Origin of the sequence: Nonomuraea sp. NPDC050540 (assembly GCF_044457485.1) — a bacterium.
GTDB lineage: Bacteria > Actinomycetota > Actinomycetes > Streptosporangiales > Streptosporangiaceae > Nonomuraea.
Genome location: NZ_JBITHA010000011.1, coordinates 59,313 through 71,474 on the forward strand (window position 1 = coordinate 59,313; position 12,162 = coordinate 71,474).

Here is a 12,162-nt window from a genome sequence, read left to right on the forward strand (position 1 = left end):
ACCAGAAGGAGATGTGTGAACCTGTTCGAGCAAGGTGACGGCTTTGCAGCATTCTGGGAGGAACGTCACCTCTGTACGCTCACCACGGTCCGGCCCGACGGCACCCCGCACGTGGTGCCGGTCGGGGTCACGGTCGACCTCGCGCAAGGCATCGCCCGGGTGATCACCTCGGGGACGTCGCAGAAGGCCAGGTACGCCGCCCACGGAGCCCCGGTCGCCGTCTGCCAGGTGGACGGGCGGCGCTGGTCGACGCTCGAAGGCCGGGCCGTACTCAGAGACGAGCCCGAGCAGGTCGCCGACGCCGAGCGGCGCTACACCGCCCGCTACAAGCCGCCACGCGTCAATCCGGCCCGCGTGGTCATCGAGATCCACGTCACGCGCGTGCTGGGCAACGTGTGATCACCGTCGTCGGCATCGGCGCGGACGGCTGGGCGGGACTGGCGCCCGGCTCGCGGGCCGCACTCGAACGCGCCGAAGTGATCATGGGCAGTGCCCGGCAGCTCGGCACGCTGCCACCGTCCGGGGCCGGGCACGTCACCTGGCCCTCGCCGCTGCTGCCCGCGCTCGAAGGTCTCGTCGAGTCGCACCGCGACCGCGCGGTCTGCGTACTGGCCAGCGGCGATCCGATGTTCTTCGGGATCGGTTCGACGCTGGTCAGGCTGCTCGGCGCCGGACGTCTCACGGTGCTCCCCCACGTCTCCTCGCTGTCGCTGGCATGCGCGCGGCTCGGCTGGCCGGTCGAGGGCGTCGAGGTGATCAGCCTGGTCGGCCGGCCGGTGGCCGCGCTCAACGCCGCGATCTCGCCGGGGCGGCGCCTGGCCGTGCTCGGGTCCGGGCGTACCTCACCCGCCGACGTCGCCGCCCTGCTCACCGCGCGCGGATACGGCCGCAGCGCGCTCACGGTCCTGTCCGACCTCGGCTCCGACACCGAGACCCACCTGAACGGCACCGCCGCCGCCTGGGCCGGCGAACCGGGCTCCGCGCTGAACGTCATCGCCGTCACCTGCCGCCCCGACCCCGGCGTGGAGCCGCTGGCCCGCGTACCCGGCCTGCCCGACACCGCCTTCGAGCACGACGGGCAGCTCACCAAGCGCGAGGTCCGCGCGGTCACCCTGTCGCGGCTGGCCCCGCTGCCGGGCGAGCACCTCTGGGACGTCGGCGCCGGAGCGGGCAGCATCGCGATCGAATGGATGCGCTCCCATCCCTCCTGCACGGCCACCGCCGTGGAGAGCCACCCCGCCAGGGCCGCCGCCATCCGCAGGAACGCCGGCACCCTGGGCGTACCCGGCCTGGAGATCGTCGAGGCCCGCGCGCCCGAGGGGCTGTCCGGGCTGCCCGAGCCGGACGCGGTCTTCGTCGGCGGCGGGCTCACGGTGCCCGGGATGCTGGAGACGTGCTGGTCCGTACTGCGCCCCGGCGGACGGCTGGTGGCGAACGCGGTCACGCTGGAGTCGGAGGCCCTCGCCGTCCGCTGGCAGGCCGAGCGCGGCGGCGACCTGGTGCGGCTGTCGGTGCAGCGGGCCGGGCCCGTGGGCGGGTTCACCGCGTGGCGGCCGATGATGCCGGTGACCGTGTGGTCGGTCACGAAGCCTGACGAAGGGGATGCGTCGTGACCGTGTACTTCATCGGAGCCGGGCCGGGGGCGGCCGACCTGGTCACCGTTCGCGGGCTGCGGGTGCTGGAGCGGGCGCCGGTGTGCCTCTACGCCGGGTCGCTGGTGCCGCGGGAACTGCTGGAGTCCTGCCCGGCCGGGGCCCGGCTGGTGGACACCGCGAACCTGACGCTCGACCAGATCGTCGCCGAGTTCGAGACCGCGCACGCCGCCGGGCACGACGTGGCCAGGCTGCACTCGGGTGACCCGTCGGTGTTCAGCGCCGTGGCCGAGCAGATGCGGCGGCTGGACGCGATCGGCGTGCCGTACGAGGTGGTGCCGGGGGTGCCCGCGTTCGCCGCCGCGGCGGCGGCGCTGGGCAGGGAGCTGACCGTGCCGGGCGTCGGGCAGACCGTGGTGCTGTCCCGCGTGTCCGGGCGGGCCACGCCGATGCCGCCGGGCGAGGACCTGGCCACGCTGGGGGCGAGCGGCGCCACGATGGTGCTGCACCTGGCCGTGCAGCGCATCGACCAGGTGGTCGAGGAACTGCTGCCGTCCTACGGCGCCGGGTGCCCGGTGGCCGTGGTGGCGCGGGCCAGCAGGGACGACGAGCTGATCCTGCGCGGAACCCTGTCCGACATCGCCGCCCGGGTGCACGAGGCCGGGGTGAAGCGCACGGCGGTGATCGTGGTGGGCCGGGTGCTGTCGGCCTCGGAGTTCCCCGACAGCCACCTGTACAGCGCCGCCCGACCCCGCCCATGACCCCGCCCGTGACCCCGCCCACAGGCCCGCCCGCGGATCCGCCCGTGGACCCGCCCGTGGATCCGCCCGGAGGTCTTTCCGAGCGCCCGCCTGCGGGTCCGTCCATGGGTCCGCCTTCGCGTCCCGTCGCGGGCTCGCGCCGCGGCGGGGTGCTGATTCTCGGGGGTACGGCGGAGGCCAGGGCGCTGGCCGCCGAGCTGGTGCCCTCCGGCATGCGGGTGGTGTCGTCGCTGGCCGGGCGGGTCACGAATCCGCGGCTGCCGGTGGGCGAGGTGCGCGAGGGCGGGTTCGGCGGCCCCGACGGGCTGGCCCGGTGGATCGCGGCCGAAGGGGTCGAGAGGCTCGTGGACGCGACCCACCCGTTCGCCGAGCGGATGAGCGCCTCGGCCGCCGAGGCCGCCGCCCTGGCCGGGGTGCCGTTGCTGGTGCTGCGCCGTCCCGGCTGGCAGGAGGGGCCGGACGACCGGTGGCGCCGCGTGCCCTCCCTGCCCGCGGCGGCCGGCGAACTGGACCGGGAGTTCCCCGGCGGGCGGGTGTTCCTGACGACGGGACGGCGGAGCCTGCCGGTGTTCGCCGGGCTCACCTCGATGTGGTTCCTGGCCAGATCGGTGGATCCGCCCGAGCCGCCGGTGCCCGCGAACGCGCACGTGCTGCTGGACCGCGGGCCGTACACCGTGGAGGGTGAGCGCGCGCTCATCGGCGGGCACCGCCTCGACGTGCTGGTCACCAAGGACAGCGGCGGCTCCATGACGAGCGCGAAGCTGGTCGCGGCCCGGGAGGCGGGACTCCCGGTGATCATGGTGGATCGGCCGCCGCTGCCCGCGGGGGTGCGGCTGGTGGAGAGCGCGGGCGAGGCGGCGGCCTGGGTTCAGGCCGGGTAGCGGCGCGGGGTGTAGACGGCGCCGCTCTCGCTCACCCGGGTGGTCGAGGAGCCGATGATCAGCAGGCAGCGCATGTCCACGTCGGCCGGGTCGAGACCGGCCAGCGTGGTGACGGTGATCGACTCCCGCGGCCCGCCGACGTCGCGGCCGATCACCACCGGTGTGCCCGGCGCGCGGTGCTCAAGCAGCAGGTCACGCGCGGCGCCCACCTGCCAGGTACGGCTGCGCGAGGCCGGGTTGTACAACGCCAGCACCAGGTCGGCCCGCGCCGCGGCGCGCAGCCGCTCGGCCACCACCTCCCACGGCTTGAGCAGGTCAGACAGGGACAGTACGCAGTAGTCGTGCCCCAGCGGCGCCCCCACCCGCCCGGCCACGGCCTGCGCGGCGGTCAGCCCCGGCACCACCCGCACCGGCACGCCGGGGAAGTCGGACGCCGCCTCCAGCACCGCGCTGGCCATCGCGAACACGCCCGGATCGCCGGAGGAGACGACCGCCACCCGGGCGCCGTCGCGCGCCATCTCCAGCGCGTGCCTGGCCCGCTCGGCCTCGACCCGGTTGTCGGTGCGGTGGCGGCGCTGGCGCGGGTTCGGCTGGACGCGGTCCACGTAGGGGCCGTAGCCGACCAGGTCGGTGGCGGCGGCCAGCGCCTCCTGCGCCTCCGGCGTGAGCCACGGCCGCCCGGCGGGCCCGAGCCCGACCACGACGACCTCGCCCGGCCCCTGCCCCGCCGGCTTCTCGGGCACGAACGTGTGCTCGGCCGGGCTCGGCAGCAGCGCCAGCGAGAAGTACGGGACGCCCTCGGGATCCACGTCCTTCAGCGGCGCGACCCGCTGGGCGCCCATGGTGGCGCGTTCCACGTACCAGGCGTCGTCCAGCCGTCCGGCCTCGGCCAGCGCGTCGCGTACCTTCTCGAAGGTACGGCCCAGCTTCAGCACCGCCGCCGAGTCGGTGGCGCGCAGCTTCTCGGCCAGCACCTCGCCGGGCAGGGTGCCGGGCAGCACGGTCAGCGTCTCGTCCCGCTCGACCAGGGGACGGCCGAGCACCGCCGACGCCCCGCTGATCGAGGTGACGCCCGGCACCACCTCGGTCGGGTAGCGGTGGGCCAGGCGCTTGTGCATGTGCATGTAGGAGCCGTAGAAGAGCGGGTCGCCCTCGCTCAGCACCACGACCGTCCGCCCGGCGTCGAGGTGGGCGGCGAGCCTGGCGGCGCACTCGACGTAGAAGTCGTCCAGCGCGCCCTGGTAGCCGCCCGGGTGGTCGGTGGTCTCCGTGGTCAGCGGGTAGAGCAGCAACTCTTCGATCTGCCCTTCCCGCAGGTACGGCAGGGCGATCGAACGGGCGATGCTGCGTCCGTGCCGGGCGGCGTGGTAGGCGATGACGTCGGCCTCGCCGATCAGCCTGGCCGCCTTCACCGTGATCAGCTCCGGATCCCCAGGTCCGAGCCCCACCCCGAAAAGCCGCCCGGCGCCCGCCGCCCGCTCGCTGTCCGCCGCCGGCTCTCTGCCCGCCGCGCGCTCGTTGTGTTCCATCACTCCACCTCGCTGGCGATGGCGTTGACCGCCGCCGCCGTCATCGCGCTGCCGCCGCGCCTGCCGCGCACCACGAGGTGCTCAAGCCCGCTCTCGGCCAGCGCCTGCTTGGACTCGGCCGCGCCGATGAACCCCACGGGAATCCCCAGCACCGCCGCCGGTCTCGGCCCGCCCTCCGCGACGATCTCCAGCAGCCGGAACAGTGCCGTGGGCGCGTTGCCTATCGCCACGACGGAGCCGTCCAGCCGGTCGCGCCAGAACTCCAGCGCCGCCGCGCTGCGCGTGGTGCCGAGCTTCTCCGCCAGTTCGGCCACGCCGGGCGCGCCGAGCGTGCAGATCACCTCGTTGCCGGCGGGCAGCCTGCGCCTGGTCACGCCGGAGGCCACCATCATGGCGTCGCACAGGATCGGCGCCCCCGCCCCGAGCGCCGCGCGCGCGTCCCCGACCACGCGCGGCGACCAGCCGAGGTCGCCGACCAGGTCGGTCATCCCGCATGAGTGGATCATCCGCACCGCCACCTGGGCCACGTCGGCCGGGAGCCCGGACAGGTCCGTCTCGGCGCGGATGGTGGCGAACGAACGCCGGTAGATCTCGGCGCCGTCGCGTATGTAGTCGCTCACTTCTGCCTTTCTTGGTATCCGTCGCCGGTCGCGACCATCTCGACGACCCGGCCCTTGGGCAGGCCGCAGCGGCGCTCGCAGCCTGCCCAGTGCACGGGCAGTTCCGGGCGGCGCTCACGGGCGGCCACCCACTGGGCGGCGTCGTGCTGGACGTCGGCCAGGGACTTGGCGCAGCCGGGGCTGCCGGTGCACGCGCTCACCCCTGTCCAGGGGGAGTCCGGGTCGGTGACCAGGCCGGATCCGGTCAGGTCGGGTGCTTCGGCGAGGTCGAGGAGCACGACGGTACGCCAGGGCGTGAGCCGTACCGGGACATCGAGGTCGGCGAGCAGGCGCGCCTGGGCCGCGGTCAGGCGCCCGAGCGGGACCACGGCCTCCACCGCCACCCGCCCGTCCGGCAGCGCGACCACCCCGGCCCCGCGCGCCCGCACCGGGGAGGCCACCGCGGCGGCGGCGGCCTGGACGCGGGCGGCGCTGAGGCGGGCGGCGACGCGGGCGGGGCCGTCGGGGAGTTCGGCGACGCGCCAGGCGCCGCTGTCCGCGCGCTCGGCCAGGAAGGCTCGCGCGGCGGCCAGGAGGATGTCCACTCCGGCGCCGGGCGTCGAGAAGGGCGTACCGGCCAGCAGGATGCCGTCCTTGACCAGGGTGACGTCGGCGCCCAGCGAGGCGACGTCGCCGGTGCCGTCGTCCAGGGCGAACAGGAAGCGGCCGGGCAGGCCGGCCAAGGCGGGGTCGGCGCACAGGGCGTGGTCCAGCGCCTCCACGAGAGGGTGGGTGGCGAAGCCGGTCAGCCGCCCGCCGAGCGGCGAGGCGACGATGTTGCGCACCCGCTCGTGCGTCGGCGAGGGCAACAGGCCCACCGCGGCCATCCGGTCGGCGAAGACCGCCGGAGATTCCACCGCACGCACCTGGACGTTGGCGCGCGAGGTCAGCTCGATCCCGCTCGCGCCAAAGGCGGCCAGCTCACGCAGCTGAGCTGGGGTGATGGCACCGCCGGGCAGGCGGATCCTGGCCAGCGGGCCGTCCGCCGCGGCGTGCGTCTGTAGCGCTCCCGGACAGGCATCTGGGCGGAGACGTCCGGAAAAGTCGGCTATGGACACGATGAGGATGGTAACGCCAGTAGGCTCACCCTTAGGCGACGGCAATGGGAGGAAGCCGGTGAGAAACCGGCGCGGTCCCGCCACTGTGACCGGGAAGCGAACCCCACCACAGGCCACTGTCCAGCGATGGGCGGGAAGGCCGGGGTGAGCATGGATCCGGGAGCCAGGAGACTCCTGCCGTCGCGACACCTGCGAACGGGGCGAGGACCCCGAGGGAGGACTGCGGCGTGCCTGGCGTTCTGCTGCTCTCTACATCCGACACCGACCTGCTGAGCGCGCGCGCCAGCGGCGCTGACTACCGCCTGGGCAACCCCGCCAGGTTGCTCACCGACGACCTGCCCGCGCTCGTGGACGGCGTCGACCTGATCGTGGTCCGGCTGCTCGGCGGCCGCCGCGCGTGGGAGGAAGGCCTCGACGCGCTGCTCGCCGGCCCACGCCCGGTCGTCGTGCTCGGCGGCGAGCAGGCCCCCGACGCCGAGCTGATGGAACTGTCCACGGTGAGCGCGGGCGTCGTCGCCGAGGCGCACGCCTACCTCGCGCACGGCGGCCCCGCCAACCTCGCCGAGTTGCACGGCTTCCTGTCCGACACGGTCCTCCTGACCGGGTACGGCTTCGCCCCACCGGCCCCCATGCCCTCCTGGGGCCCGCTGGAGCGCGACTCCAAGGCCACCGAGGGCCCCGTGATCGGCGTCCTGTACTACCGGGCCCACCACGTGGCCGGCAACACCGCGTTCGTGGAGTCCCTGTGCCGGGCGATCGAGGAGTCGGGCGGCCGGCCGCTGCCGGTGTACTGCTCCTCGCTCAGAACGGCAGAACCGGCGCTCCTCGACGTCCTGCGCACCGCCGACGCCCTGGTCGTGACCGTCCTGGCGGCGGGCGGCTCCCGTCCGGCCACCGCGGGCGCGGGCGGCGACGACGAGGCGTGGGACGTCGGCGCGCTGGCCACCCTGGACGTCCCGATCCTGCAAGGACTCTGCCTGACCAGCGGCAAGAAGGAGTGGGAGGACAACGACGACGGCCTGTCCCCGCTCGACGCCGCCTCGCAGGTGGCCATCCCCGAGTTCGACGGCCGGATCATCACGGTGCCGTTCTCGTTCAAGGAGATCGACGAGGACGGCCTGACCGTCTACACGGCCGACCCCGAGCGAGCCCGCCGCGTGGCCGGGATCGCGGTGCGCCACGGCCTGCTCAGGCACACGCCGCCGGCCGAGCGGCGGCTCGTGGTCATGCTGTCGGCGTACCCGACCAAGCACTCCAGGGTCGGCAACGCGGTCGGCCTGGACACCCCCGCGAGCACGGTCGGGCTGCTGGCCAGGCTGGCCGAGGCCGGCTACGACCTCGGCGAAGGCTTCCCCGGGGTCGCCGAGCAGGACGGCGACGCGCTCATCCACGCGCTGATCGCCGCCGGCGGCCAGGACCAGGACTGGCTGACCGAGGAACACCTGGCGGGAAACCCGGTGCGCATCCCCGCCGCCGACTACGAGCGCTGGTACCGCACACTGCCCGCGGACCTGCGCGCCGGCATGGAACGGCACTGGGGTACGCCGCCCGGCGAGCTGTTCGTGCACGAGGGCGACATCGTGCTGGCGGCCCTGCGCGCGGGCAACGTGGTGGTCATGGTCCAGCCGCCGCGCGGCTTCGGCGAGAACCCGATCGCCATCTACCACGACCCCGACCTGCCGCCGAGCCACCACTACCTGGCCGCCTACCGCTGGTTGTCGGCGGAGTTCGGCGCGCACGCGATGGTGCACGTCGGCAAGCACGGCAACCTGGAGTGGCTGCCCGGCAAGTCGGCCGGGATGTCGGCCTCCTGCGGCACCGACGCCGCGATCGGCGACCTGCCGCTCATCTACCCGTTCCTGGTCAACGACCCGGGCGAGGGTACGCAGGCCAAGCGGCGGGCGCACGCGGTGCTGGTGGACCACATGGTGCCGCCGATGGCCAGGGCCGAGTCCTACGGCGACATCGCCCGCCTGGAACAACTCCTGGACGAGCACGCCTCCATCGCCGCCATGGACCCGGCCAAGCTGCCCGCGATCAGGGCGCAGATCTGGACGCTGATCCAGGCCGCCCGGCTCGACCACGACCTGGGCATGGCCGACCGGCCGCACGACACCGAGTTCGACGACTTCATCCTGCACGTGGACGGCTGGCTGTGCGAGGTGAAGGACGCGCAGATCCGCGACGGCCTGCACGTGCTCGGCCAGGCGCCGGAGGGGCCCGCCCGGGTGGGGCTGGTGCTGGCGATCCTGCAGGCCAGGCAGATGTGGGCGGGCAAGGAGTCGCTGCCGGGTCTGCGCCAGGCGCTCGGGCTGACCGAGGACGGCAGCGCGTCGCTGAAGGACGTGGACCGGGTCGAGGCCACCGCCCGCGCGCTGGTGGAGGCGATGGAGGAACGCGGCTGGACGGTGGAGGCCGCCGCGGCGGTGGCGCCCAGCGCCGAGGTGGAGCGCATCCTCCGCTTCGCCGCCACCGAGGTCGTGCCCAGGCTGGCGCGTACCACCGACGAGATCGACCACGTCCTGCACGCCCTGAACGGCGGGTACGTCCCCGCCGGGCCCAGCGGTTCGCCGCTGCGCGGGCTGGTCAACGTCCTGCCGACCGGCCGCAACTTCTACTCCGTCGACCCCAGGGCGGTCCCGAGCCGGCTGGCGTGGGAGACCGGCCAGGCCATGGCCGACTCGCTCCTGGAGCGCTACCGCACCGACACCGGCGACTGGCCGCGCTCGGTGGGCCTGTCGGTCTGGGGAACCAGCGCCATGCGGACCGCGGGCGACGACGTGGCCGAGGTCCTGGCGCTGCTGGGCATCCGCCCGGAATGGGATGAGGCCTCCCGCCGCGTGGCGGGCCTCGCGCCGATCCCGCTGGAGGAGCTCGGCCGCCCCCGCATCGACGTGACCGTCCGCATCAGCGGCTTCTTCCGCGACGCCTTCCCGCACGTCGTGGCGATGCTCGACGACGCGGTACGGCTCGCCGCCGGCCTGGACGAGGCCGACGAAGACAACTACGTCCGCGCCCACGTCAAGGAGGAGACGCACGGCGACGAGCGCCGGGCCACGATGCGCATCTTCGGCTCGGCCCCCGGCGCCTACGGGGCGGGCATCCTGCCGCTCATCGACAGCCGCAACTGGCGCGACGACGCCGACCTGGCCGAGGTGTACGCGGTGTGGGGCGGCTACGCCTACGGCCGCGACCTGGAGGGCGTGCCCGCGCGCGCCGACATGGAGAGCGCCTACCGCCGGATCGCCGTCGCCGCCAAGAACGTCGACACCCGCGAGCACGACATCGCCGACTCCGACGACTACTTCCAGTACCACGGCGGCATGGTCGCCACCGTCCGCGCCCTGACCGGCAAGGCCCCCGCCGCCTACGTCGGCGACAGCACCCGCCCGGACGCCGTCCGCACCCGCACCCTGTCGGAGGAGACCTCCCGGATCTTCCGCGCCCGCGTCGTCAACCCGAACTGGCTGGCCGCGATGCGCAGACACGGCTACAAGGGCGCGTTCGAGCTGGCCGCGACCGTCGACTACCTGTTCGGCTACGACGCCACCACCGGCGTCATGGCCGACTGGATGTACGACAAGCTCGCCGCCGCGTACGTGCTGGACCCGGAGAACCAGGCGTTCATGGCCAAGTCGAACCCGTGGGCGCTGCACGGCATCGCCGAACGGCTTCTGGAGGCGGCCGAGCGGGACATGTGGGAGCACCCGGACCCGGAGATCCTGCGGGGTGTGCAGGAGGTCTACCTCAAGACCGAGGGCGACCTGGAGGACGACACCAGCCGCTGAGCCAGCACCGGGCTGCCCGCCCAGTGCAGGTGCAGGTAGGAGGCGGTGAGCAGGGCGTCGCCGTAGCCGTCGGCGCCGCCCTCCCACCGGTACAGGGCCCAGCCGCCCAGGTCGGCGGCGGTCCGGTGGAACTCGTGGCCCCTGAACCGCTCGCCCGGCCGGGTGAGCAGCGACCGGCTGACCGCCGTGGCCTCCCGGTAGCCGAGCGTCAGCTTGCCCGTCATCCGGGCCTTGCCGGGGACCCTGCCGCACATGCGCCGGCCGTCGAGCTCCTCGCACAGGTACAGCAGCCCGGCGCACTCGGCGGCGATCGGCCCGTCGAAGGCGGCCACCCGGGCGCGCAACGGCTCGTTGGCGGCCAGTTCGGCGGCGTAGACCTCGGGGAAGCCGCCACCGATGATCACCGCGCCGGTGCCGTCGGGGAGCTTCTCGTCGTGCAACGGGTCGAAGACGGCGATCTCGGCTCCGGCCGCGCGCAGCAGCTCGACGTGCTCGGTGTAGCCGAACGTGAACGCCGCGCCGCCCGCCACCGCCACGACCGGCCCGGCCTTCCCGGCCGGTTCGGCTTTCACTTCGGCCGCCGGGTTCCAGGGGGTTCCGGGGAGGGCGGGGGCGGTGGCGGCGAGCCGTACCAGGGCGTCGAGGTCGCAGGAGCGGGCCACCAGCTCGCCCAGGCGCGCCACCGAGGAGACCGCTTCCGCCTCGCGTTCGGCGGCCGGGATCAGGCCCAGGTGGCGGGAAGGGGTGGCCACGGCGTCGTCGCGGCGGATGGCGCCCAGAACCGGCACGCCGGCCGCGTCCAGGGCGGCGCGGCACAGTTCCTCGTGCCGGTCGGAGCCGACGCGGTTGAGCACCACGCCGCCGACGCGCACGCGCGGGTCGAACGTGGCGAAGCCGTGCGCCACCGCGGCCACGGAGCGGCTCTGCCTGGCCGCGTCCACCACCAGCACGACCGGCGCGTCCAGCAGCCTGGCGACGTGGGCGGTGGAGGCGAAGTCCGTCTCCCCCTTGCCGTCGAACAGCCCCATCACGCCCTCGACCACCGCCACGTCGCACCCCGCCGCGCCGTGCAGGAACAGCGGCGCCACCCGCTCCTCCCCGGCGAGCCACGGGTCGAGGTTGCGCCCGGGGCGGCCGGTGGCCAGGGCGTGGTAGCCGGGGTCGATGTAGTCGGGGCCGACCTTGTGCGGCGAGACCCGGAGCCCGCGCGCCCGCAGCGCCGCCATGAGCCCCGTGGCCACCGTCGTCTTCCCGCTGCCCGACGACGGCGCCGCGACGACCAGCCGCGGGATCACCACTCGATGCCTTTCTGCCCCTTCTGCCCGGCGTCCATGGGGTGGCGTACCTTGCCCATCTCCGTGACCAGGTCGGACACCTCCAGCAGCCGCTCCGGCGCGTCCCTGCCGGTGATCACCACGTGCTGGTTGCCCGGCCGCCCCGCCAGCGTGGCGAGCACGTCGTCCAGATCCAGCCAGCCCCACTTCAGCGGGTACGTGAACTCGTCCAGCACGTAGAAACGGTAGGTCTCGGCGGCCAGGTCGCGCTTGATCTGCTCCCAGCCCTCGCGGGCGTCGGCCGCGTGGTCCTCCTCGGTGCCGGGACGCTGGATCCACGACCAGCCCTCGCCCATCTTGTGCCAGCTCACCGAGCCGCCCTCGCCCGACTCTCCCAGCACCAGCAGCGCCCGCTCCTCGCCGATGCGCCACTTCGCCGACTTCACGAACTGGAACACCCCGATCGGCCAGCCCTGGTTCCACGCCCGCAGCGCCATCCCGAACGCCGCCGTGGACTTGCCCTTACCCGGACCCGTGTGCACCATCAGCAACGGCCGGGTACGCCGCTGGCGCGTGGTCAGCCCGTCCTCCGGCACGACGCTCGGCTTGCCCTGCGGCAT

Annotated in this window: 10 protein-coding genes and 1 riboswitch; of the genes, 5 read left to right on the forward strand and 5 right to left on the reverse strand. The window is 74.3% G+C overall.

What is annotated here, in order from left to right; translation table 11 throughout:
- Positions 1-15: 15 nt before the first annotated feature.
- From ACIBI5_RS32925 to ACIBI5_RS32940, 4 genes are all read left to right on the forward strand, one after another.
- On the forward strand, positions 16-399 hold the full coding sequence (locus ACIBI5_RS32925) for a PPOX class F420-dependent oxidoreductase (RefSeq protein WP_397252628.1): 384 nt from the start codon (positions 16-18) through the stop codon (positions 397-399).
- Entirely contained in the window at positions 396-1,613 is a 1,218-nt protein-coding gene (gene cbiE, locus ACIBI5_RS32930; protein WP_397252629.1) for a precorrin-6y C5,15-methyltransferase (decarboxylating) subunit CbiE, read from the forward strand. Before ACIBI5_RS32925 ends, cbiE begins: the two co-directional genes overlap by 4 nt.
- The gene (cobM, locus tag ACIBI5_RS32935) at positions 1,610-2,353 is read left to right on the forward strand and encodes a precorrin-4 C(11)-methyltransferase (protein WP_397252630.1); all 744 of its coding nucleotides are present in this window, start codon (positions 1,610-1,612) and stop codon (positions 2,351-2,353) included. Before cbiE ends, cobM begins: the two co-directional genes overlap by 4 nt.
- Positions 2,354-2,457: 104 nt before the next feature.
- Positions 2,458-3,234, forward strand: a complete 777-nt coding sequence (locus tag ACIBI5_RS32940; RefSeq protein ID WP_397252631.1) for a cobalt-precorrin-6A reductase — start codon at positions 2,458-2,460, stop codon at positions 3,232-3,234.
- On the opposite strand, the gene ACIBI5_RS32945 is transcribed toward ACIBI5_RS32940, so the two are convergent.
- The 3 genes from ACIBI5_RS32945 to ACIBI5_RS32955 form a co-directional block, all read right to left on the reverse strand.
- Positions 3,222-4,763, reverse strand: coding sequence for a precorrin-2 C(20)-methyltransferase (locus tag ACIBI5_RS32945; protein ID WP_397252632.1), 1,542 nt, complete (start codon positions 4,761-4,763; stop codon positions 3,222-3,224). The genes ACIBI5_RS32940 and ACIBI5_RS32945 overlap by 13 nt on opposite strands.
- The gene (locus ACIBI5_RS32950; RefSeq protein WP_397252633.1) at positions 4,763-5,383 is read right to left on the reverse strand and encodes a precorrin-8X methylmutase; all 621 of its coding nucleotides are present in this window, start codon (positions 5,381-5,383) and stop codon (positions 4,763-4,765) included. The genes ACIBI5_RS32945 and ACIBI5_RS32950 overlap by 1 nt, the downstream gene beginning before the upstream one ends.
- The gene (locus ACIBI5_RS32955; protein WP_397252634.1) at positions 5,380-6,480 is read right to left on the reverse strand and encodes a precorrin-3B synthase; all 1,101 of its coding nucleotides are present in this window, start codon (positions 6,478-6,480) and stop codon (positions 5,380-5,382) included. Before ACIBI5_RS32955 ends, ACIBI5_RS32950 begins: the two co-directional genes overlap by 4 nt.
- Positions 6,472-6,677, forward strand: a riboswitch (cobalamin riboswitch). (Overlaps the previous gene by 9 nt.)
- A gap of 30 nt (positions 6,678-6,707) precedes the next feature.
- On the opposite strand from ACIBI5_RS32955, the gene cobN reads away from it, so the two are divergent.
- Entirely contained in the window at positions 6,708-10,268 is a 3,561-nt protein-coding gene (cobN, locus tag ACIBI5_RS32960; protein WP_397252635.1) for a cobaltochelatase subunit CobN, read from the forward strand.
- Here the strand turns inward: cobN and ACIBI5_RS32965 are convergent.
- Together ACIBI5_RS32965 and cobO are read right to left on the reverse strand one after the other, a co-directional pair.
- A complete protein-coding gene (locus ACIBI5_RS32965; protein WP_397252636.1) occupies positions 10,223-11,563 on the reverse strand; it encodes a cobyrinate a,c-diamide synthase in 1,341 nt (446 codons plus the stop codon). The genes cobN and ACIBI5_RS32965 overlap by 46 nt on opposite strands.
- On the reverse strand, positions 11,560-12,162 hold the full coding sequence (gene cobO, locus ACIBI5_RS32970; RefSeq protein WP_397109489.1) for a cob(I)yrinic acid a,c-diamide adenosyltransferase: 603 nt from the start codon (positions 12,160-12,162) through the stop codon (positions 11,560-11,562). The genes ACIBI5_RS32965 and cobO overlap by 4 nt, the downstream gene beginning before the upstream one ends.